Source organism: Streptomyces sp. NBC_01429 (assembly GCF_036231945.1).
GTDB lineage: Bacteria > Actinomycetota > Actinomycetes > Streptomycetales > Streptomycetaceae > Streptomyces.
Genome location: NZ_CP109599.1, coordinates 5,457,067 through 5,483,047 on the forward strand (window position 1 = coordinate 5,457,067; position 25,981 = coordinate 5,483,047).

A 25,981-nucleotide genomic window follows, 5' to 3' on the forward strand; every position below is an offset into this window, starting at 1 on the left:
GCGACTGGGGCCCTGCCACGGCCGCCGCAGGACCTGACCGACGGAGAAGGGGCGTCCATGCAAGCCGCGATCACGATCATCACGCTTCTCTTCGTCGTGTTCATGGCGCTGGGGGTGTACGCGGGCGTCAAGGCGATCGGCGCCGCCAAGCGCGGTGTGGACCGGACGATCAACCAGGCGCGCCGCACGGTGGAGGACACCACGCTGCGGGCGAGAAGCTTCGGGCAGGTGGGGATGGGCGCCGAGCTGGCTCAGCTCCGGCTCAGGCTGCGCACCTCGATGCGGGCCACGCAGGACGCGCTGGAGGCGGCGGTCGGCGAGGACGCCTCGCTGTCGGAGTCGATAGGTCTGTTCCGGCGGCTGAGCGCGCACGGCCGTGAGCTGGACGACGAGCTGCGGCACCTGGAGCGGGACCCGGACCGGACCATGGTCTCCCAGCGGCTCGCCGAGCTGCGCGAGCGCACCGACCGGATCACGCGCTCGGCGGATTCACTGCGCTGGGCGGCGCGGGACCGGGCGCGGAAGTTCGCGGAGGACGACCTGTCGTCGCTCAGCTCGGAGATCGACCTGGAGTCGGGCGCGCTGCGGCACTGGTCGCAGGAGTCCGAGCCGGGTCAGGGAGAGGGACGGGGACAGAGCCAGAGTCAGGGCCAGGGGGCGGAGCGGCCGGGCAGGCCGTCGGAGCCGCGACGGGCGACCGGAGCCGAGTGGGGCGCGCCGGCCGCCGCCGAGGCGGGGGACCGGGCCCTGGACCCGCCCACCCGGCGGTGGACCACGTACCCCTGGCAGAAGCCGAACAGGCAGCAGCCCAGGCCGGAGACGACGAACTGACACCGTGGGTGAACCGGCGCTACGGATGATCCGGATGACGGGGATGAACTGACACCGAGGACGACGTGACGCCGCGGACGCGCCTGCGGCGCCGGGCGTGATACCGACACCGGGTGTGGACCGGCGGTGAGGGCGTGCGCGAGCTGGGATCGATCTTTGGGACGGGGGCGGGCTGCCGGGTGGCGACGCCGACGGGTAACCTCCGGCTCATGTCCCGCCATGTCGCGATCATCACCGATTCCACGGCCTACCTGCCGCCCCAGGCGATGGAACGGCACGGCATCACATCGGTACCGCTGACGGTCGTGCTCGGTGACCGCGCCTTCGAGGAGGGCACCGAGATCTCGGCCCGCTCGCTGGCCCTCGCGCTCCAGAAGCGACGTTCGGTGACCACGTCACGACCGAGTCCCGAGGTCTTCGCCGCCGCGTACCGCGAAGCGGCCGAGGCCGGCGCGACCGCGATCGTCTCGCTGCATCTGTCGGCGGAGTTCTCCGGGACGTACGACGCCGCCGTGCTGGCCGCGAAGGACGCTCCCGTGCCGGTACGGGTGGTGGACACCGGGATGGTGGCGATGGCGCTTGGGTTCTGCGCGCTGGCCGCCGCCGAGGTGGTGGAGGGGGACGGCACGCCGGACGAGGCGGTGGCCGCCGCCGAGAAGCGGGCCGCCGGCACATCCGCGTATTTCTATGTCGACACCTTGGACTATCTGCGCAGGGGCGGCCGTATCGGTACCGCCCAGGCGCTGTTGGGATCGGCGCTGGCAGTGAAGCCGCTGCTGCAACTGGACGGCGGGCGCATCGAGCTGCTGGAGAAGGTGCGTACGGCTTCGAAGGCCGTCGCGCGGCTGGAGGAGATCGTCGCCGAGCGCGCCGGTACCAGCCCGGTGGACATCGCGGTGCACCACTTGGCGGCCCCGGACCGGGCCACGGCGCTCGCCGAGCGACTGCGTGAGCGGGTGCCCGGCCTGGGGGACCTGCACCTGAGCGAGGTGGGGGCGGTGATCGGCGCTCACACGGGGCCGGGGCTCCTGGGGGCCGTGATCTCGCCGCGCTGACCCGGCGGCCCGCCAAGCCGCCCGATCGGGTGGCCGAGTTATCCACAACCGACGTGTTTTCCACGGAATGTGGGCCCGCTCGGCGGAGATGGGTGGATGTGCCTACCGTCTGGTGGCATGGCACTTCGCACACGCTCCGTAACCAGTGGTCCGGGCCGGGCGCCCGGCTCCGACGGCCGTGCCCGTCATGGCCGAGCCCGCCGTGACCGGTCCCTCCTCGGTCGCGTACGCACCCGCCGGGCGCCGACGCCGTCCCGCGCGGAAGGCTCCGGCGGCTCGTCTTCCGGGGTGGCTCCGGGTCCGGACCCAGGTCCGACCCCGGGTTCGGCCCCCGGTCCGGACCCGGCGCGGGTCCCGCCTCCCGCGCCTGCTCCGCCCGCCGCCTCGCCTCTGTCTCCGCCGTCTCCGGCGGAGGCACGGCGGCGGGCGGAGGCTCTCTTCGCCGGCGCCGCGGTCAAGGAGCCCGAGCAGGACGAGCGGGTGGGCGGTGTCCCGGCCGAGGCCCGGGGGGAGGCCCGGGGGCGCGGGTGGGCGGTGGCCTCGGCGCTGCGTGATCGGCTGCCGATGTGGGTCCAGCTCAGATGCGGCCTTGAGCCGAAGACGCTCGGTGCGCTGGCGGTGGTGCTGGTCGTGGCGGCGATGCTCGCCGCCCAGCACTTCTGGAGTGCCAGGCCGCAGTCCGTGAGCGCACCGGAGACGGTCGGCGCCGCGGTCCCGGCGTCCGGTGTCCCTTCGCGGCCCGTACCGGAAGGACCCGGGCCGCTCGCGCTGCCGCCGCCGCCGCAGCAGCAGCAGACGGCCGGGCCATCGGCGGAGGCGGCCCGGGTCGTGGTGGACGTCGGCGGCGAGGTGCGGCGGCCCGGGGTGCTGCGGCTGCCGCCGGGCTCGCGGGTCGCCGACGCCCTGCACGCGGCGGGCGGAGCCAAGCCCGGCACGGACCTGACCTGGCTGAACCGGGCGCGGGTGCTGGTGGACGGGGAACAACTGGTCGTGGACGGCCAGGCGCCGTCCGACCCGGCCCCGGCCGGTGCGGGCGGCGGCGCCGTGGGTGCCGGCGGGATGGTGGGAGCGGCCGGGGGCGGGGACGCGGCCGGGGGACCGCTGAGCCTCAACACGGCCACGCTGGAGCAGTTCGACACGCTCCCCGGCGTCGGCCCCGTCCTGGCCCAGCGCATCGTCGACTACCGCACCCAGCACGGCGGCTTCCGGTCCGTGGACGAACTACGCGAGGTCAGCGGCATCGGCGACCGCAGATTCGCCGATCTCCAGCCTCTGGTGAGGCCATGACACGGCCCGCCGTCCACGCGGCGGCCGGCCACCGCCTCGGATCGTCCAACCCCCGCCAGGAAGGCCCGGCCGACCTCCGGCTCATCCCGCTCGCCCTGGCCGCGTGGGGCGCGGCGGCTCTGGCCCTGGGCGCCCCGGGGCGCTGGACCGTCGCCGGTGTGCTGCTCTGCGCGGCGGGCGCGGGGCTGCTCCTGGCCCGGTCGGGGGCCGCGCGCGGCCCCCGACCGGGCAGGGTGGCCGCCGCCGGAGCGTTGCTGTGCGCGGCGGCCGGAGCGGCCTCCGCCGGACTGCACGGCGCGGATCTGCGCCGGGGGCCGGTCCCCGTGCTGGCGGAGCGGTACGCCCGGGTCACCGCCGAGGTGAGCGTCACCTCCGATCCCCGGCCCACGCGCCCCAGAGCGCGCGGCGACCGGCCGGCCGAGGCGGGCTTCGTGATCGACGCGGACCTCGTGCGGGTGATGCCGTCCGACGGCCGGAGCGCCACCGTCCGTACTCCCGTCCTGCTGATCGTCGCTCCCGGTGCGGACGCCGACCGCTGGCAGCGGCTGCTGCCCTCCACCCGGCTGGCGCTGGCCGGACGGCTCTCACCGCCGTCGTACGCGGACGACCGCTACGCCGCCGCGCTCCGCGTCGAGGGAAAGGGGCCGCCGAGGATCACCGGCCCGCCGACCCGGGTCCAGCGCACCGCAGGGGTGTTGCGGGCCGGGCTGCGCGAGGCGACGGAGGGTCTGCCGCCCGATGCGCGCGCCCTGCTGCCTGGACTGGTCGTCGGCGACACCTCGCGGGTGGAGCCCGAACTGCACGGGGCGTTCGCGGCGACCGATCTGCTGCACCTGATGGCGGTCTCCGGCAGCAACCTGACCATCGTGCTGGCTCTGCTGATCGGGCCGCCCGGCCTGGCCGGGCGAGCCGAACGGCGCGGCCTCGCACCGCGCCTGGGGATCTCGCTGCGCACGACGGCGCTGCTGGGCGGGGCGCTCACTCTCGCGTTCGTGGTCGTCTGCCGCCCCGAGGCCAGTGTGCTGCGGGCCGCCGCCTGCGGGCTGATCACCCTGCTCGCCATCGGCACGGGCCGCCGCAGGACACTGCTGCCCGCGCTGGCCGCCGCCGTCCTGCTGCTGGTGCTGTACGACCCCTGGCTGGCCCGCAGTTACGGATTCCTCCTCTCCGTCCTGGCCACCGGCGCCCTGCTCACCATCGGGCCCCGGTGGAGCGCCGCCCTGATCCGGCGCGGGGTGCCGCCGAGGCTCGCCGAGGTGCTGGCCGCCGCCGGTGCGGCGCAGGCCGTGTGCGCGCCCGTGGTCGCCGTGTTCGCGGCCAGGGTCGGGCTGGTGGCCGTCCCGTGCAACCTCCTCGCCGAGCTGGCGGTCGCTCCCGCCACCGTCCTCGGCTTCGCCGCGCTCGCCGTCGCGCCTCTGGCGATGCCCGTGGCCGAGGTACTGGCCCGGGTCGCGGGCTGGCCCGCCGGCTGGATCGGATCCGTGGCCAGGGGCGGCGCCGCCCTGCCCGGCGCGGAGATCACCTGGCCGGGCGGCTGGTGGGGCGGGCTGCTGCTCGCCGTGGTGACCGCGCTCGTCCTGCTTGCCGCGCGGAGGATCGCCCGCCGTCCCTGGACGGCCGCCGGGTGCGCCGTGCTGTTGCTGCTCGCGGTGGTGCGGCCCGCGCCGATCGGCCGGATCGTCAGCGGCTGGCCGCCGCCCGGCTGGTCGCTCGCGATGTGCGACGTCGGCCAGGGCGACGCCACCGTGCTCGCGGCGGGCGACGGCACGGCCGTCGTCGTGGACGCCGGTCCCGATCCCGGGCCCGCCGACCGCTGTCTGCGCGACCTCGGCGTCACGCGCGTGCCGTTGCTGCTGATCACCCACTTCCACGCCGACCATGTCGCGGGGCTGCCCGGTGTGCTGCGCGGCAGATCGGTCGGCGTGATCCAGACGACGGCCTTCGAGGAGCCACCGGATCAGGCCGCGTTCGTCCGCGCGGCGGCGGCCGGCGCGCGGGTGCCGGTCGTCAGGGCGGAGCCGGGGGAGCGGCGCCGCAGTGGGCCGCTCAGCTGGTGGGTCCTGTGGCCGGGGCCCGGGACGGGGCCGGCCGCCGGGCCGAACGACTCCAGCGTCGCCCTGCTCGTACGGATCTCCCGGGGCCCGACGGCGCTGCTCCTCGGCGATCTGGAGCCGCCCGCGCAGCGCGGCCTGCTGCGCGCGTACCCGGCGCTGCCGCCGGTCGACGTCCTCAAGGTCGCCCACCACGGCTCCCGTCACCAGCACCCGGCGCTGCTGAGCGCCGTACGCCCCCGGCTCGCCCTGATCTCCGCCGGGCGGGACAACACGTACGGCCATCCCTCGCCCGTCACGGTCGGCGCGCTGCGGGCCGGGGGAGCCGCGGTGCTGCGGACGGACACGGACGGGCCGATCGCGGTGGTGGGAGCGGGGGCCGGTCTGCGGGCGGTGCCGCGCGACGCGGGGACCCCGGCGGCGGGTCCGTAACGGCATGTAACAGAAGGTCCAAAACCTCTCGGTTTGTTTGCCCCGAACGCCACAAGGGTGATCGAATGCCTTTTCGTTATGGGCTGCCGCCGCGACGAGGACGTCGCTCGCCTGCGCGGCCCCGCAGAGCCCGACCGCACAGGGGTACGCACACCATGATCAGCCGCCTTCTCGGCCGACGGACGGCCGCTCATCCGAGAAACAACCCGCTTGCCGGACTCTCCGTGCCGTCCGGTGCCGGTCTGCTCACCTGCCGGGTCCTCGACCCGGTCAACGCACCCATCGCGCAGGCCGAGTTCACGGTGAGCGACAGCAACGGCCGGAAGGTGGTGACCGGCGAGACCGATCCGTTCGGCACGCTGGTCGCGATGGTGCCCTTCGGGGAGTACCGGCTGGCCATCTCGGCCGAGAGCTTCACCCCGTACCGGGGCAACGCGTCGGTCGTCGACAGCGGCGAGCACACCGGGCTCGGCGACATCACCCTCCAGGTGGCCCCCTCGCTCCCGCTGCCCACTCCGGGAGACTGGGAGATCGAGCCGGCCCATTCCCGGATCGGCTTCATCGCCCGCCACATCGGGCTCGCCCGGGTCCACGGCCGCTTCGACAACTTCGCCGGGGCGATCCGGATCGGCGAGACGATGGAGCAGTCGGCCATGCACGTCGTCATCGGCGCCGCGTCGATCGACACCAGTGTGCGGATGCGCGACGACCATCTGCGCTCCGCCGACTTCCTCGACGTGGACAACTTCCCGACGCTGGAGTTCTACAGCGACCGCTTCGTCCACCGGGGCGGCAACAACTGGGCGATCGCCGGCGCCCTCACGCTCCACGGCGTCACCCGTACGGTCACCCTCGACGCCCAGTACCTCGGCATAGGCAACGGCATGGAGGGCGAGACCCGCGCCGCCGTCCGCGCCACCACCGAACTGCACCGCGAGGACTACACCGTCAACTGGCAGTCCATGCTGGCCCGTGGCATCGCCGTCGTCGGCTCCAGCATCAAGATCGAGATGGACATCCAGATCATCCCCAAGAGCTGACGGCCCCGGCCGGCTGGAAGAATGCGGCCGTGAGCGATGTGAGACACGTACTGGTGCTGCCCGACCGCGACGCCGCGGAGGAGGTCGCGCGGTCCCTCGGCGAGCGGTTCGCGGTGACCGAGGAACCCCGGTTGGTACGCGACGCCCTGGCCGGTGAGGACGACGCCGAGGACGCCCAGTGGCTGGTGGTCGTCGAGGACCCCGAGGCGCGGCTCGACGCCGCCGCGCTGGACGCCTTCGTGGCCGACTGGGAGGGCTGGCGGGAAGCGCCGTAGCCGGGGTCCCGCCGAGGGCACCGGCCGTCGGCGGAGTGTCGGTGGGCCGTGCGATGCTGGACCGCGATGGCCACCAGAAAAGCTTCCACCGACGATCCGCTCGCCCCGCTCACCCTCGCCGTGGGCCAGGAGGACCTGCTGCTCGACCGCGCCGTGCAGCAGGTGGTGGCGGCGGCCCGCGCCTCCGACCCCGACACCGACGTGCGCGACCTCAGCTCCGACCAGCTCCAGCCCGGCACCCTTGCCGAGCTGACCAGCCCGTCGCTCTTCGCCGAGCGCAAGGTCGTCGTCGTACGGAACGCGCACGACCTCTCCGCCGACACGATCAAGGACGTCAAGGCGTACCTGGACGCGCCGGCCGAGGAGATCACCCTCGTCCTGCTGCACGCGGGAGGGGCCAAGGGCAAGGGCCTGCTGGACGCCGCCCGCAAGGCGGGCGCCCGCGAGGTGCCCTGCCCGAAGACGACCAAGCCGGCGGAGCGGCTCACCTTCGTCCGCTCGGAGTTCCGCGCGGTGGGCCGCTCGGCCACGCCCGAGGCGTGCCAGGCGCTGGTCGACGCGATCGGCAGCGATCTGCGGGAGCTGGCGAGCGCCGTCTCCCAGCTCGCCGCGGACGTCGAGGGCACCATCGACGAGGCGGTCGTCGGGCGCTACTACACGGGCCGCGCCGAGGCGTCCAGCTTCAATGTCGCCGACCGCGCCGTGGAGGGCCGGGCCGCCGAGGCCCTCGAAGCGCTCCGCTGGTCGCTGTCGACCGGTGTGGCTCCCGTACTGATCACCAGCGCCCTGGCCCAGGGCGTACGGGCCATCGGCAAGCTCTCCTCGGCGCGCGGCGGCCGGCCCGCCGATCTCGCCCGCGAGCTGGGCATGCCGCCGTGGAAGATCGACCGGGTGCGCCAGCAGATGCGCGGCTGGACCCCGGACGGGGTCGCGACGGCGCTGCGCGCAGTCGCCGAGGCCGACGCGGGCGTCAAGGGCGGCGGCGATGACCCCGAGTACGCGCTGGAGAAGGCCGTCGTCGCGATCGCCCGCGCCGCCCGCGCGAACCGCTAGCCGTCAGCCGAGCGCGCCGGGCTCCCGGCCGGGGCCGACCCCGGCCCGCCGCACCCGGGAGCCGTACGCGCCACAGCCGCCCCCGACGCCCCGCAGCACGGCCGAAGGCCCCGGTGCCGTCCTTCCCAGGACGGTGACCGGGGCCTTCGGTGTGAAAGCTGGTGAACTCGCACCCGCGTGGCGAACGCAGTCGCGTGCGAGCTCGGGGGATCGCGGCCGGGAGCGGTAGAGAGGGCCCGCTGAGTCCCTTCCGGCGATCAGATCAAGACAGAGTGGGCTCAGCCCTGGAGGGAGGCAACCTTGGAGGCCAGCGCCGACTTCTTGTTGGCGGCGGCGTTCTTGTGGATGACACCCTTCGAGACGGCCTTGTCGAGCTGGCGGGACGCCTCGCGAGTGGCCACGGAGGCCTTCTCGACGTCACCGGCGGCCGTGGCCTCGCGGGCCTTGCGGATCGCGGTCTTCAGCGACGACTTGACCGCCTTGTTGCGCAGGCGAGCCTTCTCGTTCGTCTTGTTCCGCTTGATCTGGGACTTGATGTTCGCCACGTTAAGAGCCTTCTCAGGTTCGGTGATTCCGTAAAACGCTGTCTGAAGCAGGCCCCGCGCCCAAGACGGCACGAGACACAGCTGTCCACGGTACCAGCGACCCTCCGACCGGCCCAAACCGGGCGCAGTCCCGCACCCGTGGGACCATGGAACCTACGTATCGATCCGAGTCCACCCGAGACGAGACGCCGCGCGTCTCAAGAATCAGGACCCTGCGTGCCCGCGACCCCCAGCCACGTGCCCGAGCCCAGCCGCACGGACCCGGCGCTGCTCCGTAACTTCTGCATCATCGCGCACATCGACCACGGCAAGTCGACGCTCGCCGACCGGATGCTCCAGCTGACCGGTGTGGTCGATCAGCGGCAGATGCGCGCCCAGTATCTCGACCGCATGGACATCGAGCGCGAGCGCGGCATCACGATCAAGTCCCAGGCGGTCCGGTTGCCCTGGGCGCCGCTCACGGGCGAGGACCAGGGCAGGACCCATGTCCTCAACATGATCGACACGCCCGGCCACGTGGACTTCACCTACGAGGTGTCCCGTTCGCTGGCCGCCTGCGAAGGCACGGTCCTGCTGGTCGACGCCGCCCAGGGCATCGAGGCGCAGACCCTCGCCAACCTGTATCTGGCGATGGAGAACGACCTGACCATCGTCCCGGTGCTCAACAAGATCGACCTCCCGGCCGCCCAGCCCGAGAAGTTCTCCGAGGAGCTGGCGAACCTCATCGGCTGCCAGCCGGAGGACGTCCTCAAGGTCTCAGCGAAGACCGGTGTCGGCGTGGACGCGCTGCTCGACCGCGTGGTGCGGGACGTGCCGGCGCCGGTCGGCGTCAAGGACGCCCCCGCCCGCGCGATGATCTTCGACTCCGTCTACGACTCGTACCGGGGTGTCGTCACCTACGTCCGTGTGATCGACGGCCAGCTCAACAAGCGCGAGCGCATCCGGATGATGTCCACCGGCGCCACCCACGAGCTGCTGGAGATCGGTGTCTCGTCCCCGGAGATGACCCCGGCCGACGGCATCGGCGTCGGCGAGGTGGGCTACATCATCACCGGCGTGAAGGACGTCCGTCAGTCGAAGGTCGGTGACACGATCACCACCCTCAACAAGGGCGCGACCGAGGCGCTCGGCGGCTACAAGGACCCCAAGCCGATGGTGTTCTCCGGCCTCTACCCGCTGGACGGCTCGGACTACCCCGAGCTGCGCGACGCCCTCGACAAGCTCCAGCTCAACGACGCGGCGCTGGTCTACGAGCCGGAGACCTCCGCCGCCCTCGGCTTCGGCTTCCGCGTCGGCTTCCTCGGCCTGCTGCACCTCGACGTGATCCGGGAGCGGCTGGAGCGCGAGTTCGGGCTCGAACTGATCGCCACCGCCCCCAACGTGGTCTACCGCGTCCTGATGGAGGACGGCAGCGAGCACACCGTCACCAACCCGAGCGAGTTCCCCGAGGGCAAGATCGACTCGGTGCACGAGCCGGTCGTACGGGCCACGATCCTGGCGCCGAGCGAGTTCATCGGCTCGATCATGGAGCTGTGCCAGGCCCGCCGCGGCACCCTGCTCGGGATGGACTACCTCTCCGAGGACCGCGTGGAGATCCGCTACACGCTGCCGCTCGCCGAGATCGTCTTCGACTTCTTCGACCAGCTGAAGTCCAAGACCCGGGGCTACGCCTCGCTCGACTACGAGCCCACCGGCGAGCAGACCGCCAACCTCGTCAAGGTCGACATCCTGCTGCACGGCGACAAGGTCGACGCCTTCTCCGCGATCACCCACCGGGACCAGGCGTACGCCTACGGGGTGCGGCTCGTCGCCACGCTGCGCGGGCTGATCCCGCGCCAGGCGTTCGAGGTGCCCATCCAGGCCGCCATCGGCTCCCGGGTCATCGCCCGCGAGACGATCCGCGCCATCCGCAAGGACGTCCTCGCCAAGTGCTACGGCGGTGACATCTCCCGGAAGCGGAAGCTGCTGGAGAAGCAGAAGGAGGGCAAGAAGCGCATGAAGATGGTCGGCAGCGTGGAGGTCCCCCAGGAGGCGTTCATCGCCGTGCTCTCCAGCGACGAGTCCGGCGGCAAGGCGAAGAAGTAGCCGGACGCGCGTCGCGGGTGACGGGAAGCGCGGCACGCGACGGGCCCCACGCGGTGACGCGGGGGCCCGTCGCGGTACGGGCGCGAGGGGCCGCGCGCGAATCCGGCGTCACCCGGCCTCTTACGCACCGGCCGGGTGGCCTCTAGTCTGATCGCGGAGCATAGTTACTCGCCAGTTAGTTACTCGCCAGTCACACAATCCAGTCATGCAGCGCTGCCGGGCCCGGAGGATGTCGTGAGCGACACACAGACCTTGATCGAGAACCGGCCGCCCTCCGTGGCGACCCTCTTCATTGAGCGGGTGGCGGCCACGCCGGACGCGGAGGCCTACCGCTATCCGGTGCCCCCGGCCTCGGGCGAGGGGCCCGACGACTGGCGCTCGCTGAGCTGGGCCCAGGCGGCCGAGCGGGTGTACGCGGTGGCCGCCGGCCTGATCGCCCTGGGCGTACGGCCCGAGGAGCGCGTCGCGCTCGCCTCCGCCACCCGCGTCGAGTGGATCCTCGCCGACCTCGGGGTGATGTGCGCGGGCGCGGCGACCACCACCGTCTACCCGTCGACCAACACCGAGGAGTCCGCGTACATCCTCGCCGACTCGGGCAGCCGGGTGCTGATCGCCGAGGACGCGGCCCAGCTGGCGAAGGCGCGCGAGAACCGGGCCGAGCTGCCCGACCTCGCCCATGTCGTGGTGATCGAGACGGCCGACGCGCTGCCCGCCGAGGGCGACCCGGAGGGCTGGGTGCTCTCGCTCGCGGATCTGGAGGCGCGCGGCACGGCGTACCTGACCGAGCACCCCGAGGTCGTCAAGGAGCGCGTCGGGGCGATCGAGGCCCCCCAGCTCGCCACCCTGATCTACACCTCCGGCACCACCGGCCGCCCCAAGGGGGTGCGGCTGCCGCACGACAGCTGGTCGTACATGGCCAAGGCCATCGCCGCCACCGGCCTGGTCCACAAGGACGACGTCCAGTACCTGTGGCTGCCGCTCGCCCACGTCTTCGGCAAGGTGCTCACTTCCGGCCAGATCGAGGTCGGCCACGTCACCGCCGTGGACGGCCGCGTCGACAAGATCATCGAGAATCTGCCGGTGGTCCGCCCGACCTACATGGCGGCCGTGCCGAGGATCTTCGAGAAGGTCTACAACGGGGTCGCGGCCAAGGCGCGGGCCGGCGGCGGCGCCAAGTACAAGATCTTCCAGTGGGCGGCCGGCGTCTCCCGTGAGTACGCCAAGGTCTCCCAGGACAACTTCCGCCGTACCGGGACCAAGTCCGTACCGTTCGCCCTCGGCGCCAAGCACCGGGCCGCCGACGCGCTCGTCTACGCCAAGCTGCGCGAGGCGTTCGGCGGCCGGCTGCGCGCGGCGATCTCCGGATCGGCCGCCCTGGCCCCCGACATCGGCTACTTCTTCTCCGGCGCCGGGATCCACATCCTGGAGGGGTACGGGCTGACCGAGACCAGCGCGGCCAGCTTCGTCAACCCGGGCGAGGCGTACCGCACCGGCACGGTCGGCAAGCCCCTGCCCGGCACCGAGGTGCGGATCGCCGACGACGGCGAGATCCTGCTGCGCGGCCCGGGGGTCATGGCCGGATATCACGGGCTGCCCGAGAAGACGGCGGAGGTCCTGGAGTCCGACGGCTGGTTCCACACCGGCGACATCGGCGAGCTGTCGGTCGACGGCTTCCTGCGGATCACCGACCGCAAGAAGGACCTGATCAAGACGTCCGGCGGCAAGTACATCGCGCCGGCCGAGGTCGAGGGCCAGTTCAAGGCCGTGTGCCCGTTCGTCTCCAACATCCTGGTGCACGGCGCGGACCGGAACTTCTGCACGGCGCTGATCTCGCTCGACGAACCGACCATCCTCGGCTGGGCCGCCGAGAACGGCATGGAGGGCAAGCCGTACGCCGACGTGGTCGGTTCCGCGGCGGCCGAGCGGCTCATCGACGGCTACGTGAAGCGGCTCAACGAGGGCCTCCAGCGCTGGCAGACCGTCAAGAAGTTCCGGCTGCTCCCGCGCGACCTGGACATCGAGCACGGCGAGCTGACCCCGAGCCTCAAGCTGAAGAGGCCGGTCGTGGAGCGCGAGTACAAGGCCCTGATCGAGGAGATGTACGAGGGCTCCCGGGAGGCGTGAGCGCCCGGCGCGGGCGGGGGAGCGTGACCGCGTGACGTCCCCCTCGCCCGCGCCCCTGCCCGCTCCGAGCGCCCGCCCTCTCGGTGTCCCGCCCCTCAGCGCCCCCGTCCGCGCCGCAGTTCCCCCAGCGTGTCCTCTATCCGGGCCAACTGCGGTCCCAGCACGGCGAGATCGTTCGGCGCGGTGCTCCGCAGCGCGTCCTCGATCGACGACAGCCGCCCCGCGATGTCCCCCAGATGCTGCTGCTCACGCGTCAGCGCGCGCTCCAACTCGCGCTTCTTGCGGTGCAGATCGAGGAAGACGCTGACCTTGGCGCGCAGCATCCAGGGGTCGAACGGCTTGGTCAGGAAGTCCGCCGCGCCCGTCGCGTACCCCCGGAAGGCATAACCGCTGTCGGACTCCGGCCCGTTCAGGAAGATGATCGGGATGTCCTTGGACCGGTCGAGCCGCTTGATCCGGTAGGCGGTCTCGAAACCGTCCATGCCGGGCATGCGGACATCCAGCAGCACCACCGCGAACGGCTCCCGCAGCAGCGCCCGTACCGCCTCCTCGCCCGAACGGGCCCGCACGAGCGGCTCGTCCAGCGAGGCCAGCACCGCTTCGAGCGCGACGAGGTTGTCCTCCATGTCATCGACGAGCAGGATGCTCGCGCGCTCCGTGGTGACTGTTGTCCTGCTCATTCCGTACTCCTTGTCCGGCCCCTGTGTTTCGGCCAGGCAGGCAAGAATGCTCTGTTCGGAGCGGTTCCGCACGCCGTTCGGCTGGTTTGGGCGCGTGTTGTGGCGCGAACGTTGTCCCTGATCCCGCGGTTCGTCCCGATGTCAATGCTTGGGACAAATCTGACCCGACTTCCCCGACTCCGCGGATGGGAACGCGTTCCTTCTGTCACGCTGTCGGGATCGTAAGCGGCACAACGCCAGAACCGGATCAGGAGCCGCAGTGGGGCCCATTCCGATTCCGCGCGAGACCCTTCACCTTCCGGCGCCCCAGGTGCCGTTACGCGGGGGCGCGCGGTCCACCTCTCACACCAGTCTGCCCGGCAACCCGCTCGCCCCGTCCGCCGCCCGCCGCTTCGCGCGCGCGGCGCTCGCCGACTGGACCAGCCTCGGGCTGCTCGCCACCTGCACCTTCTGCCACGGGGACGAGAGCTGCTCGCCCGGCCGGCACAGCACCGATCTGCTCGCTGACGACGCGGTGCTGATCGTCGACGAACTCGTCACCAACGCGGTCGTGCACGCCGGGACCACCGTCGAGTTGCTCTGCCGCCTGGAGGCACCGGCCGAGAGCGCCTCCGGGGAGGGCGAGGAGCCTGCCGCGCTCGTCCTGGAAGTCTCCGACCACCATCCCGCCCGTGCCGTGCGCGGCGACGACGACGAGGACGACGACGTCCGCGAACGGATGCCGTCCGGCATCCCCGAGTACGGCAGGGGACTGCAACTCGTCGCCGCCCTCGCGGAACGCTGGGGCATCACCTACCGCTCGGGCCTCAAGACCGTCTGGGCCAGGCTGCCGCTCGAAGGCCGCGACGCGGGACCCGGCCAGCCGGCCGAGCCCGCGCTGCGCCGGGGACTGCGCGCCGCCGAGATCCTCGCGCCCGCCACCCGGCGCCCGGTACGCGACGCCCCGGAATGGGCGGGCCGGGGCGCCCTCTCCTTCCTCGCCGAGGCGTCCGAACTGCTCGCGGGACAGCTCGACGAGGAACTCGTCGCTGCGCTCTCCACCCAGCTCCTCGTGCCCAGGCTCGCGGAGTGGTGCGCGGTCTGGCTCGACGGGGAGAACGGCCACTCCGGCGCCCCGCCCCGGCTCGCCCGCGTCTGGCACGCCGACGAGTCCCGGATCGAGCCCCTGCGCGCCGCCCTGGAGAAGGAACCGCTGCGGCTGCCGGATCCGCCCAGGGGCGAGCCGGTGCAGGTGCCCTGGCCCGACTGCGGCCCCGAAGGCCGCCCCGGGGACGGCGCCGCCCTCGCCTGCCGGCTGGTCGCCAACGGACGCGCCCTCGGCACGTTGCTGCTCGGCAGGCCGGGCCAGACCACCGTCCCCGACGAAGTCGCCGCGCTCGTCGAGGACTTCGCGCGCCGCGTCGCCCTCGCGATCGGCGCGGCCCGCCGCTACACGCGCCAGGTCACCATCAGCCGCGTCCTGCAACGCGGACTGCTGCCCAGCCAGGTGGCGAGGATCCCCGGAGTCGCCAGCTCCCTGGTGTACGAGCCGAGCGACGACGGCCTCGCGGGCGGCGACTTCTACGACGTCTTCCCGTGCCCGCCGGGCGACCGCTGGTGCTTCATGCTCGGCGACGTCCAGGGCAGCGGCCCCGAGGCCGCCGTCGTCACCGGCCTCGCCCGCCCCTGGCTGCGGCTGCTGGCCCGCGAGGGCTACCGCGTCGGCGCCGTGCTCGACCGCCTCAACCGGCTGCTCCTCGACGACGCGACGGAGGCGGCGGAATCGGCGTCCCTGATGGCCGCCGCGGGCGGTGTGAGCGCCGTGGGGGCGGGCCCCGGCGCCGGACAGCCGACCGCGCCCGGCGGCCCCGCCGAGGGCGGCCAGGCCCGTTTCCTCTCGCTGCTGTACGGCGAGCTGATGCCCCTGCCGGGCGAGGGCGGCGGCATCCGCTGCACCCTCGCCAGCGCCGGCCATCCGCTGCCGCTGCTGCTGAGGCCCGACGGCACCGTACGGGCGGCGGCCGAGCCCCAACTGCTCCTCGGGGTGGTCGACAAGGTCGCGTACGAGAGCAGCACCTTCGACCTGGAGCCCGGCGACACCCTGCTCTGCGTCACCGACGGTGTCACCGAGCGCCGCTCCGGCCGCCGGATGCTGGACGACGGCGACGGGCTCGCGCGGGCCCTGGCGGAGTGCGTGGGGATGACGGCACAGGGCGTGGCGGAGCGGATACGGCGTGCGGTGCACGAGTTCGCCGAGACGCCGCCGGGGGACGATCTGGCGCTGCTGGTGCTCCAGGCGGAGTGAGGGCCCGGGGTTCCGGCGCGGGGTTCCCGTACGGGCCCGAGGTTTCCGTGCAGTCCCTGGGCTCCCGTACGGGCCCGGGGTTCCCGTACGGGCCCCGGGCTCCCGTACGTCTGTGCGCCCGGCGGCGCCGGACACCGCTCCCGTACGGGACACTGGGGACATGCCTTCCGCACTGCCCGACGGTGACCCCATGCCCGAGACCGGCGCGCTGCCCCCGCACGCGCTGGCGGGCGCGGCGGACCGGCCCCTCGGCTTCTACCTGCACGTTCCGTACTGCGCGACCCGCTGCGGCTACTGCGACTTCAATACGTACACGGCGACCGAGCTGCGCGGTTCCGGCGGTGTCCTGGCCTCCCGCGACAACTACGCCGAGACCCTGGCCGACGAGGTCCGGCTGGCCAGGAAGGTGCTGGGCGACGACCCCCGGCCGGTCCGTACCGTATTCGTCGGCGGCGGCACCCCCACGCTGCTCGCCGCCGGGGATCTCGTACGGATGCTGGGGACGATCCGGGACGAGTTCGGGCTCGCGGACGATGCCGAGATCACCACCGAGGCGAATCCGGAATCGGTCGATCCGGCCTATCTGGCGGCCCTGCGGGAGGGCGGCTTCAACCGGATCTCCTTCGGGATGCAGAGCGCGAAGCAGCACGTGCTGAAGGTGCTGGACCGTACGCACACCCCCGGACGCCCCGAGGCGTGCGTGGCGGAGGCGCGCGCGGCCGGGTTCGAACACGTCAACCTCGACCTGATCTACGGCACGCCCGGCGAGAGCGACGACGACTGGCGCGAAACCCTCGCTGCGGCGCTCGGGGCCGGCCCCGACCACATCTCGGCGTACGCGCTGATCGTCGAGGAGGGCACCCAGCTGGCCCGGCGCATCCGGCGCGGCGAGGTCCCGATGACGGACGACGACGAGCACGCCGACCGCTATCTGATCGCGGACCGCGCGCTCTCCGAGGCGGGCTTCTCCTGGTACGAGGTGTCCAACTGGGCCACCTCCGAGGCCGCCCGCTGCCTCCACAACGAGCTGTACTGGCGCGGCGCCGACTGGTGGGGCGCGGGCCCCGGCGCCCACAGCCACGTGGGCGGCGTGCGCTGGTGGAACGTGAAACACCCCGGTGCGTACGCCCAGGCGCTCGCGGAGGGCCGCTCACCCGGCGCCGGCCGCGAGATCCTCGCCGACGAGGACCGTCGCGTGGAGCGCGTCCTGCTGGAGCTGCGGCTCCGGGACGGCTGCGAACTGTCCCTGCTGAAGCCCGCCGGAGCGGCGGCGGCCGACCGCGCGGTAAGGGACGGCCTCCTGGAGACCGGTCCTTACGCGGAGGGCCGCGCGGTGCTGACGCTGAAGGGGCGGCTGCTGGCGGACGCGGTCGTCAGGGACCTGGTGGACTGACTCGGCGGCCAAGCCCCCTGGGGCGGTGTTCACGGCACGTCCGGGACCTTTCCCCGGCGGTCAGACGTCACCACCGGCCGTGACGAAGTCGATCAGCTCCTCCACCCGCCCCAGCAGCGCCGGTTCCAGGTCCTTGTAGGAGTGCACCTTCGACAGGATGTGCTGCCAGGCCGCGCCCGTGTTCTCGGGCCAGCCCAGCGCCCGGCACACGCCCGTCTTCCAGTCCTCGCCCCTCGGCACCCTCGGCCACGCCCCGATGCCCACCGAGGACGGCTTCACGGCCTCCCAGACGTCGATGTACGGGTGGCCCACCACCAGGACGTCCGCGCCCGTCACCGACGCCGCGATGCGGGACTCCTTCGAGCCGGGGACGAGATGGTCGACCAGCACGCCCAGACGCGCGTCCGGCGCCGGGGCGAACTCGGCGACGACGGCGGGGAGATCGTCGATGCCGCCGAGGTACTCCACGACCACCCCCTCGACGCGCAGGTCGTCGCCCCAGACCTTCTCGACCAGCTCCGCGTCGTGCCGCCCCTCCACATAGACGCGCCCCGCCCTGGCGACCCGCGCCCGGGCGCCCGGGACGGCGACCGAGCCCGAGGCCGTACGGGCGGGCCTGGCCGGTCCGGCTGCCGAGGGGCGTACCAGGGTCACCACCCGGCCCTCCAGCAGGAAACCGCCGGGCACCAGCGGGAAAACCCGGTGTTTGGAGAAGCGGTCCTCAAGAGTGACCGTCGGGCCCTCCGCGGTCTTCTCACAGCGGATCACCGCGCCGCAGAAGCCCGTCGACACCTCCTCGACCACCAGGTCCGGTTCGGCGGGCACCTCCGGCGCGGGCGTGGACCTCTTCTTCCACGGCGGGGTCAGATCGGGGCTGTAGCTGCGCATTCGCAAGACGATAAACCGGACGGCCCGCGAGGGCTACGACACGCCGAAACGCGCCGCCAGCGCGTCCCGTTGCGCCCTGACGAACGCCGCGTCCACCACCGCCCCGTGCCCCGGTACGTACACCGCGTCCGGGCCGCCCAGCGCCAGCAGCCGGTCCAGCGCGGCCGGCCAGCGGGCGGGGACCGCGTCCGGGCCCGCCTGGGGCTCCCCCGACTCCTCGACCAGATCGCCGCAGAACACGACGCGGGGGGAGCCCGGCACCACCAGCGCCAGATCGTGCGCGCTGTGGCCGGGGCCGACACGCGCCAGCAGGACGTCGCCGACGGCCTCCCCGCCCCCGCCGTCCCCCAGGCCGATCGTCACCTCCCCGGACACCGCGTGCCGGGGCGCCACCAGGAGGTCCACCGCCTCGGCCGCCTCGGCCGCCGCGAGCCCCTCCCGCACAGCGTCCTCGTACAGCGGCGTACGGTCCGCCGCCAGCAGCTCCGCCATCCCCACCGCGCCGTACACCTCGGCGCCCGCGAACGCCGCCGTGCCGAAGACATGGTCGAAGTGCGGATGGCTCAGTGCGATATGCGTCACGCGGTCCCCGCCGAGCAGCGCCCGCGCCGCCGACCGGAGTTCCGCGCCCTCCCGGACCGAGGATCCCGTGTCGAACAGCAGGGCGCCGCTGTTCCCGGCCACCAGCCCGACCGTCGCGTCCCACCCCGGCAGCCGCCGCCGGCTCACTCCGGGAGCCAGCCGCTCCCACCCGCGCTCGTTCCCATCGACGTCCATACAGGGACGCTACGGGAGGCTCCCGGCAGCCGCCGGGTCCGCGGGGGCGGGACCCGGCGAGGTAGCGTGGTCGGCTGCCTTGCTAGGGGTGTGCCCCACGGCCGTACACTGACACGGGGAGTACTGGCACTCCCCGTGAGCGAGTGCCAAGCAGATGCCAGGCGGATTGCGACGGACGACAGCTGGAGGTGTGCCGCATGCTCAGCGAACGCAGGCTTGAGGTGCTGCGCGCGATCGTCCAGGACTACGTCGGCACCGAGGAGCCCGTCGGCTCCAAGGCGCTCACCGAGCGGCACAAGCTCGGCGTCTCTCCCGCCACCGTCCGCAACGACATGGCGGTGCTGGAGGACGAGGGCTTCATCGCTCAGCCGCACACCAGCGCCGGGCGCATCCCGACCGACAAGGGCTACCGGCTCTTCGTCGACCGGCTGGCCGGGGTCAAGCCCCTGTCGCTGCCCGAGCGCCGCGCCATCCAGAACCTGCTGGACGGCGCCGTCGACCTCGACGACGTCGTGGGCCGTACGGTGCGGCTGCTGGCGCAGCTGACCCGGCAGGTCGCCGTCGTCCAGTACCCCTCGCTGACCCGTTCGACGGTGCGGCACGTGGAACTGCTGGCGCTCGCGCCCGCCCGGCTGATGCTCGTCCTGATCACGGACACCGGACGGGTCGAGCAGCGCATGGTCGACTGTCCCGCGCCCTTCGGCGAGACCTCGCTGGCGGATCTGCGGGCCCGGCTCAACAGCCGGATCGTCGGCCGCCGCTTCGCGGACGTCCCGCAGCTGGTGCAGGACCTGCCCGACTCGTTCGAGCAGGAGGACCGCGGGACCGTCTCCACGGTGCTCGCGATCCTGCTCGAAACCCTGGTCGAGGAGACCGAGGAGCGGCTGATGATCGGCGGCACCGCCAACATCACCCGCTTCGGACACGACTTCCCTCTGACCATCCGGCCGGTGCTGGAGGCGTTGGAGGAGCATGTGGTGCTCCTCAAGCTGCTCGGCGAGGCGGCCGACCCGGGCATGACCGTACGTATCGGGCACGAGAACGCCCATGAGGGCCTCAACTCCACGTCCGTCGTCGCGGTCGGCTACGGTTCGGGCGACGAGGCAGTCGCAAAACTCGGCGTGGTCGGACCGACCCGCATGGACTACCCCGGAACGATGGGAGCGGTACGCGCAGTGGCACGTTACGTCGGACAGATCCTGGCGGAGTCGTAAGTGGCCACGGACTACTACGCCGTACTCGGCGTGCGCCGCGACGCTTCACAGGACGAGATCAAGAAGGCATTCCGGCGGCTCGCCCGCGAGCTGCACCCGGATGTCAACCCCGATCCCAAGACGCAGGAACGCTTCAAGGAAATCAACGCCGCCTACGAGGTGTTGTCGGACCCGCAGAAGAAGCAGGTCTACGACCTCGGCGGCGACCCCCTCTCGGCCAGCGGCGGGGGAGGCGGCGCCGGTGGCTTCGGCGCCGGCGGCTTCGGCAACTTCTCCGACATCATGGACGCGTTCTTCGGCACGGCGTCGCAGCGCGGCCCGCGCTCGCGCACGCGGCGCGGCCAGGACGCCATGATCCGGCTGGAGATCGACCTCAACGAGGCGGCCTTCGGCACGACCAAGGACATCCAGGTCGACACGGCCGTCGTCTGTACGACGTGCTCGGGGGAGGGCGCCGCACCCGGCACCTCCGCCCAGACCTGTGACATGTGCCGGGGCCGTGGCGAGGTCTCGCAGGTCACCCGGTCCTTCCTGGGCCAGGTCATGACCTCGCGGCCCTGCCCGCAGTGCCAGGGCTTCGGCACGGTCGTACCGACGCCGTGCCCCGAGTGCGCGGGCGACGGACGCATCCGGTCGCGCCGTACGCTCACGGTCAAGATCCCGGCCGGTGTCGACAACGGCACCCGCATCCAGCTCGCCGGCGAGGGCGAGGTCGGCCCCGGCGGCGGCCCCGCGGGCGATCTCTACGTCGAGATCCACGAGTTGGCGCACGCGATGTTCCAACGGCGCGGCGACGACCTGCACTGCACGGTCACGGTGCCCATGACGGCGGCGTCTCTGGGCACGAAGTGCCCGCTGGAGACGCTGGACGGCGTGGAGGACATCGACGTACGTCCAGGCACCCAGTCCGGCCAGTCGATCCCGCTGCACGGGCGCGGCATCACGCATCTGCGCGGCGGCGGCCGGGGCGACCTGATCGTGCACGTCGAGGTGATGACCCCGTCCAAGCTCGACCCCGAGCAGGAACGGCTGCTGCGCGAGCTGGCGAAGCTGCGGGGTGAGGAACGGCCCACGGGGCAGTTCCAGCCTGGACAGCAGGGGCTGTTCTCGCGCCTCAAGGACGCGTTCAACGGGCGGTAGGCGGGTCCTGCCGGCCGGGGGTCCGGGGGTCGGCCCCCGGGACAGCACCGTCAGCCGGGGCAGCAGGGGCTGTTCTCGCGCCTCAAGGACGCGTTCAACGGGCGGTAGGCGTTTGATCGCCGGGAGGGGCCCAGGGGATCTTCCCCTGGGCCCCTCCCGCGTCCGTCGCCCTCTCTGTCACACAGCTGACGCGACACCGATTCGGAGCTGTCACAGAGGACATGGCACGATGCCTGCATGTCCTCCGTACTGACCGATCTCTGCCGGTATCCGATCGTGCAGGCCCCCATGGCGGGTGGCGCGTCCTGCCCGCAGCTGGCCGCGGCCGTCTGCGAGGCCGGCGGTCTGGGGTTCCTCGCCGCCGGGTACAAAACGGTGGACGGTCTGTACGAAGAGATCAAACAGCTGCGCGGACTCACCGCCAGACCCTTCGGCGTCAACCTCTTCATGCCGCAGCCGAACTACGCGGACCACGCGGCCGTCGAGGTCTACCGCAACCAGCTCGCCGGTGAGGCCACCTGGTACGAGACGCCGCTCGGCGACCCCGACTCCGGCCGGGACGACGGTTACGAGGCGAAGCTGGCGATCCTGCTGGACGACCCGGTGCCGGTCGTCTCGTTCACCTTCGGCTGTCCGACCAGGACCACCCTGGACGCGTTCGCCAAGGTCGGCACGGTCACCGTCGTCACGGTCACCACCCCCGAGGAGGCCCAGACCGCGCAGTGGTCCGGCGCCGACGCCGTCTGCGTCCAGGGCATCGAAGCGGGCGGCCACCAGGGAACGCACCGCGACGATCCGGCCACCGACGGCGCGGGCCTCGGGCTGCTGTCGCTGGTGGCGCAGGTCAGGGAGACCGTACAGATCCCGGTCATCGCGGCCGGCGGACTCATGCGCGGTGGCCAGATCGCGGCGGTGCTCGCGGCGGGCGCGGACTCCGCGCAGCTCGGCACGGCGTTCCTGGTGTGCCCCGAGTCCGGCGCCAACGCGCTGCACAAACAGGCCATGACCAACCCGCTGTTCGTACGGACGGAACTGACCCGCGCGTTCTCCGGCCGCCCCGCCCGCGGACTCGTCAACCGCTTCATGCGCGAGCACGGTCCGTACGCGCCCGCCGCCTATCCGGAGATCCACCACCTCACCTCCGGGCTGCGCAAGGCCGCCGCCCGGGTGGGCGACGCGCAGGGCATGGCGCTGTGGGCTGGACAGGGCCACCGGATGGCCCGCGAACTGCCCGCCGGCGAGCTGGTCGAGCTGCTGCACGCGGAACTCGAAGAGACCCGCGCCTCGTTGACGAGCGACCCGAAGGACGGCTCGTGACCGCTCCCGTCTTCCTGGTCGACGACTTCGCTGCCGGACCCGGCGGCCGGTTCGTCGTGGACGGCCCGGAGGGACGGCACGCCGTCTCGGTGAAGCGGATGCGGGCCGGCGAGGACGTCGTCCTGACGAACGGCAACGGGCTCTGGGCCGACTGCGTGGTGCTGGACAGCGAGGGCAAGGACCGGCTGATCGTCCAGCTCGGCTCGGTGTCCGAGGCGGAGCCGGAGAGCCCGCGCATCACCGTCGTCCAGGCACTGCCCAAGGGCGACCGGGGCGAACTCGCCGTCGAGACCATGACGGAGACCGGCGTCGACGCGATCGTCCCGTGGGCCGCCTCCCGCTGCATCACGCAGTGGAAGGGCGACCGGGGCGCCAAGGCGCTCGCCAAGTGGCGGGCCACCGCGCGGGAGGCGGGCAAGCAGTCGCGGCGGGTGCGGTTCCCCGAGGTCGCGGACGCGATGAGCACGAAGCAGGTCGCCGCGCTGCTGGCGACGGCGGACTTCGCCGCCGTACTGCACCAGGACCACGAGGCGGGCAGCGAGCCGCTGGCCGTGGCCGAACTGCCCACCGAGGGCTCGGTCGTGCTGGTCGTCGGGCCCGAGGGCGGCGTGTCCCCCGAGGAGCTGACGGCCTTCGCCTCGGCCGGCGCGCGCTCGTACTACCTCGGCAGCACGGTCCTGCGCACCTCGACCGCCGGAACGGTCGCCACCGCCGTGGTGATGGCCCGCACGGGCCGCTGGTCCTGACCCGCGAAGGTCACCGCACGGCGGGTGGCCCGCCGGATAGCATGCCTCCGTACGGAATCGATCATCAGCCGCGTCGTCAGCCGCGCCGAGTCGAGGAGGCCCGCGCCATGGCGGGAGAACCACAGGCCGACTGCCTGTTCTGCAAGATCGTCTCGGGGGACGTACCGGCCGCGGTCGTCCGCACGACGGACACGACCGTCGCCTTCCGCGACATAAACCCGCAGGCCCCCAGCCACGTACTGGTCATCCCCAAGGCGCACTACCCGGACGCGGGCAGCCTCGCCGCCGCCGAGCCGGGAATCGCCGCCGATGTGCTGCGCGAGGCCGCCGCCGTCGCGGCCGAGGAGGGCACCGACGGGAGCGGCTACCGGGTCGTGTTCAACACCGGCTCCGGCGCGGGCCAGACCGTCTTCCACGCACACGCCCACGTCCTGGGCGGACGCGGCCTCAACTGGCCCCCCGGGTAGCGGTCTTGTCCGTACGGGAACTGGTCGTACTGGGCACCGCCAGCCAGGTGCCCACCCGCCACCGCAACCACAACGGGTATCTGCTCCGCTGGGACGGCGAGGGACTGCTCTTCGACCCGGGCGAGGGCACCCAGCGCCAGATGCTGCGCGCGGGAGTCGCCGCGCACGACATCAACCGCATCTGCGTCACGCACTTCCACGGCGACCACTCGCTGGGGCTCGCCGGGGTCATCCAGCGCATCAACCTCGACCGGGTGCCCCACGAGATCACCGCCCACTACCCGGCCAGCGGACAGCGTTTCTTCGAACGGCTGCGGTACGCCACGGCCTACCGCGAGTCCGTCGCGCTGACCGAGGCTCCGGTGCGCCACGACGGCGTGCTCGCGCTGACCCCCTCGTACACCCTTCAGACGCACCGGCTCTCCCACCCCGTCGAGTCCTACGGCTACCGCCTCGTGGAGCCCGACGGGCGCCGGATGGACCCGGCGCGGCTGGCAGCGCACGGGATCGCCGGGCCCGATGTCGGCCGGCTCCAGCGCGAGGGCGTGCTGAACGGGGTCAGGCTGGAGGAGGTCAGCGAGGTGCGTGCGGGGCAGCGGTTCGCGTTCGTGATGGACACCCGGCTCTGCGACGGGGTGCACGCGCTGGCCGAGGGGTGCGATCTGCTGGTCATCGAGTCCACGTTCCTGGACGAGGACGAACGGCTGGCGACCGACCACGGACATCTGACGGCGGGCCAGGCCGCGCGGGCGGCCAGGGACGCGGGCGTGGCGCATCTGGTGCTGACGCACTTCTCGCAGCGGTACGGCGACCCCACCGCGTTCGAACGGCAGGCCCGCGCGGCCGGGTTCGAGGGCGAACTGACGATCGCGGCCGATCTCGTACGGGTGCCGCTGCCCAAGCGCGCCCGCTGACCGGGCGCGGCGGAAGCCCTCCGAACCGCTCCGTAGCGGCTCCGCGGCTGTTCCGCGGCGGCTGCGGAGCGGCTCCCGCCGCCGCGGCGCGGACGCCGCGGATCCGATCCGGCCGGCGGATCGGGCAGACTGTCGGGATCCGCACGCGATCGGGAGCCCGCCGTGATCACACCCAACGGAGACCCGCTGGACCACACCGCCCATGTCGACCCGCTGGAGGGACTGCGCAGGCCCGACGATCCGGAGTGCGACGTCTATCTGACGGGCACGGTCTTCCTCGACATCGTCTTCACCGGCCTGGACAGCGCCCCTGTGCGCGGTACCGAGTCCTGGGCGCGCGGCATGGGGTCGAGCCCCGGCGGGATCGCCAACATGGCGACCGCCCTGGCCCGGCTCGGACTGCGCACCTCGCTCTCCGCCGCCTTCGGCGACGACCACTACGGCGAGTACTGCTGGGACGCGCTCGCGCAGGGCGAGGGCATCGACCTGTCCCGGTCGCGCACGGTCGCCGGCTGGCACTCGCCCGTCACCGTCTCCATGGCGTACGAGGGCGAGCGCACGATGGTCTCGCACGGCCACGAGGCGCCGCCGCCCGAGGGCGCCCTGCCCGAGTGCCCGCCCCGCGCGCGTGCCGCCGTCGCCGCGCTGGCACCGGGGCGCCGCGACGAGTGGATCGCCCGGTCGGCGGGGCTCGGGACCCGGATCTTCGCCGATGTCGGGTGGGACGAGACGGGCCGCTGGGACCTGGCGGGGCTGGCGGACCTGGAGCACTGCGAGGCGTTCCTGCCCAACGCCGAGGAGGCGATGCGCTACACCGGCGCCGACTGCCCCAGGGCGGCCGCCCGGCTGCTCGCGGAGCGGGTGCCGGTCGCCGTGGTCACCCTGGGCTCGGAGGGCGCGTACGCGGTGGACGGCTCCACGGGCGAGACCGCCGAGGTCCCGGCGATCGCGGTGGAGGCCATGGACCCGACGGGCGCGGGCGATGTCTTCGTGGCCGGATTCGTCACCGGTACCCTCGCCGGCTGGCCCCTCGCCGACCGGCTGGCCTTCGCCGGGCTGACCGCCGCGCTCTCCGTGCAGGAATTCGGCGGGTCGCTGTCCGCGCCCGGCTGGGTGGAGGTCGCCGCCTGGTGGAGCTATGTGCACGGCTGCTCCGACCAGGACCCGGCGGCCCTGCGGCGCTACGGCTTCCTGGCGGACCTGCTGCCCGCGCCGACCCGGCCGTGGCCGCTGCGCAGGGCCGTACCGACGATCGGATTCGGCCGTTCGGCCTGACCGGGGGAGCCCGCCGGACCGCGCGCCCCTAAAACCGGTGGGCGCTTCGCCCAGGGCGCAAGGAAAAGCACTGGGGCGCTGTCAGTGCGGAGTCGTACGCTGGTAGCC

At 72.9% G+C, this 25,981-nt stretch carries 22 protein-coding genes; 18 read left to right on the plus strand and 4 right to left on the minus strand.

Translation table 11 applies throughout. The annotated features are described in order from the left end of the window. Positions 1 to 57: 57 nt before the first annotated feature. The 7 genes from OG627_RS23955 to holA all read left to right on the plus strand — a co-directional run bounded on the left by OG627_RS23955 (position 58) and on the right by holA (position 8,024). Positions 58 to 831, plus strand: coding sequence for a hypothetical protein (locus OG627_RS23955; protein WP_329068330.1), 774 nt, complete (start codon positions 58 to 60; stop codon positions 829 to 831). Positions 832 to 1,040: 209 nt separating this feature from the next. Then, positions 1,041 to 1,886, plus strand: a complete 846-nt coding sequence (locus OG627_RS23960) for a DegV family protein (protein ID WP_329068332.1) — start codon at positions 1,041 to 1,043, stop codon at positions 1,884 to 1,886. 480 nt (positions 1,887 to 2,366) lie between these two features. Then, on the plus strand, positions 2,367 to 3,173 hold the full coding sequence (locus OG627_RS23965) for a ComEA family DNA-binding protein (RefSeq protein WP_329068334.1): 807 nt from the start codon (positions 2,367 to 2,369) through the stop codon (positions 3,171 to 3,173). Then, positions 3,170 to 5,656 carry a ComEC/Rec2 family competence protein gene (locus OG627_RS23970; RefSeq protein ID WP_329068335.1) on the plus strand — a complete coding sequence of 829 codons (2,487 nt, stop codon included), beginning with the start codon at positions 3,170 to 3,172 and terminating at the stop codon, positions 5,654 to 5,656. Before OG627_RS23965 ends, OG627_RS23970 begins: the two co-directional genes overlap by 4 nt. A 155-nt stretch (positions 5,657 to 5,811) precedes the next feature. After that, entirely contained in the window at positions 5,812 to 6,696 is an 885-nt protein-coding gene (locus OG627_RS23975) for a YceI family protein (RefSeq protein WP_329068336.1), read from the plus strand. A gap of 29 nt (positions 6,697 to 6,725) precedes the next feature. Next, positions 6,726 to 6,971 carry a hypothetical protein gene (locus tag OG627_RS23980; protein ID WP_329068337.1) on the plus strand — a complete coding sequence of 82 codons (246 nt, stop codon included), beginning with the start codon at positions 6,726 to 6,728 and terminating at the stop codon, positions 6,969 to 6,971. A 66-nt stretch (positions 6,972 to 7,037) separates the two neighbouring features. After that, positions 7,038 to 8,024 (plus strand): DNA polymerase III subunit delta, encoded by a 987-nt coding sequence (gene holA, locus OG627_RS23985; RefSeq protein WP_329068339.1) that lies wholly within the window; start codon positions 7,038 to 7,040, stop codon positions 8,022 to 8,024. Between the two features lie 278 nt (positions 8,025 to 8,302). Here the strand turns inward: holA and rpsT are convergent, their stop codons facing one another. Next, a complete protein-coding gene (gene rpsT / locus OG627_RS23990; protein WP_329068342.1) occupies positions 8,303 to 8,569 on the minus strand; it encodes a 30S ribosomal protein S20 in 267 nt (88 codons plus the stop codon). Positions 8,570 to 8,785: 216 nt separating this feature from the next. Here rpsT and lepA point away from each other — a divergent pair, with 216 nt between their 5' ends. Beyond that, the gene (lepA, locus tag OG627_RS23995; protein ID WP_329068344.1) at positions 8,786 to 10,654 is read left to right on the plus strand and encodes a translation elongation factor 4; all 1,869 of its coding nucleotides are present in this window, start codon (positions 8,786 to 8,788) and stop codon (positions 10,652 to 10,654) included. Positions 10,655 to 10,888: 234 nt separating this feature from the next. Beyond that, positions 10,889 to 12,778 carry an AMP-dependent synthetase/ligase gene (locus OG627_RS24000; RefSeq protein WP_329068345.1) on the plus strand — a complete coding sequence of 630 codons (1,890 nt, stop codon included), beginning with the start codon at positions 10,889 to 10,891 and terminating at the stop codon, positions 12,776 to 12,778. A 95-nt stretch (positions 12,779 to 12,873) separates the two neighbouring features. On the opposite strand, the gene OG627_RS24005 is transcribed toward OG627_RS24000, so the two are convergent. Next, positions 12,874 to 13,458: a response regulator gene (locus OG627_RS24005; protein WP_329068347.1), complete on the minus strand. Its 585-nt coding sequence runs from the start codon at positions 13,456 to 13,458 to the stop codon at positions 12,874 to 12,876. A 259-nt stretch (positions 13,459 to 13,717) separates the two neighbouring features. Between OG627_RS24005 and OG627_RS24010 the strand changes: the two genes are divergently transcribed. Next, a complete protein-coding gene (locus OG627_RS24010) occupies positions 13,718 to 15,742 on the plus strand; it encodes a SpoIIE family protein phosphatase (protein WP_443073526.1) in 2,025 nt (674 codons plus the stop codon). A gap of 160 nt (positions 15,743 to 15,902) precedes the next feature. Beyond that, complete coding sequence (gene hemW, locus OG627_RS24015) at positions 15,903 to 17,135, plus strand: radical SAM family heme chaperone HemW (protein WP_329068349.1); 1,233 nt, start codon at positions 15,903 to 15,905, stop codon at positions 17,133 to 17,135. Positions 17,136 to 17,195: 60 nt separating this feature from the next. Here hemW and OG627_RS24020 read toward each other — a convergent pair whose 3' ends face one another. Together OG627_RS24020 and OG627_RS24025 are read right to left on the minus strand one after the other, a co-directional pair. Continuing rightward, on the minus strand, positions 17,196 to 18,023 hold the full coding sequence (locus OG627_RS24020; RefSeq protein ID WP_329068351.1) for a DUF3097 domain-containing protein: 828 nt from the start codon (positions 18,021 to 18,023) through the stop codon (positions 17,196 to 17,198). A gap of 33 nt (positions 18,024 to 18,056) precedes the next feature. Beyond that, positions 18,057 to 18,800, minus strand: a complete 744-nt coding sequence (locus OG627_RS24025) for an MBL fold metallo-hydrolase (RefSeq protein ID WP_329068353.1) — start codon at positions 18,798 to 18,800, stop codon at positions 18,057 to 18,059. A 197-nt stretch (positions 18,801 to 18,997) separates the two neighbouring features. Here OG627_RS24025 and hrcA point away from each other — a divergent pair, with 197 nt between their 5' ends. The 7 genes from hrcA (at position 18,998) to OG627_RS24060 (ending at position 25,873) form a co-directional block, all read left to right on the plus strand. Beyond that, positions 18,998 to 20,014, plus strand: coding sequence for a heat-inducible transcriptional repressor HrcA (hrcA, locus tag OG627_RS24030; RefSeq protein ID WP_329068355.1), 1,017 nt, complete (start codon positions 18,998 to 19,000; stop codon positions 20,012 to 20,014). Next, positions 20,015 to 21,154 (plus strand): molecular chaperone DnaJ, encoded by a 1,140-nt coding sequence (dnaJ, locus tag OG627_RS24035; RefSeq protein WP_329068358.1) that lies wholly within the window; start codon positions 20,015 to 20,017, stop codon positions 21,152 to 21,154. It begins immediately after the preceding gene. A gap of 237 nt (positions 21,155 to 21,391) precedes the next feature. Next, on the plus strand, positions 21,392 to 22,471 hold the full coding sequence (locus OG627_RS24040) for a nitronate monooxygenase (RefSeq protein WP_329068360.1): 1,080 nt from the start codon (positions 21,392 to 21,394) through the stop codon (positions 22,469 to 22,471). Next, positions 22,468 to 23,217, plus strand: a complete 750-nt coding sequence (locus OG627_RS24045) for a 16S rRNA (uracil(1498)-N(3))-methyltransferase (RefSeq protein WP_329068362.1) — start codon at positions 22,468 to 22,470, stop codon at positions 23,215 to 23,217. The genes OG627_RS24040 and OG627_RS24045 overlap by 4 nt, the downstream gene beginning before the upstream one ends. A 107-nt stretch (positions 23,218 to 23,324) precedes the next feature. Beyond that, complete coding sequence (locus tag OG627_RS24050; RefSeq protein ID WP_329068364.1) at positions 23,325 to 23,684, plus strand: histidine triad nucleotide-binding protein; 360 nt, start codon at positions 23,325 to 23,327, stop codon at positions 23,682 to 23,684. A gap of 5 nt (positions 23,685 to 23,689) precedes the next feature. Next, positions 23,690 to 24,598 carry a ribonuclease Z gene (locus tag OG627_RS24055; protein ID WP_329068366.1) on the plus strand — a complete coding sequence of 303 codons (909 nt, stop codon included), beginning with the start codon at positions 23,690 to 23,692 and terminating at the stop codon, positions 24,596 to 24,598. A gap of 162 nt (positions 24,599 to 24,760) precedes the next feature. Then, positions 24,761 to 25,873, plus strand: a complete 1,113-nt coding sequence (locus tag OG627_RS24060; RefSeq protein ID WP_329068368.1) for a carbohydrate kinase family protein — start codon at positions 24,761 to 24,763, stop codon at positions 25,871 to 25,873. The last annotated feature ends 108 nt before the right edge of the window (positions 25,874 to 25,981 follow it).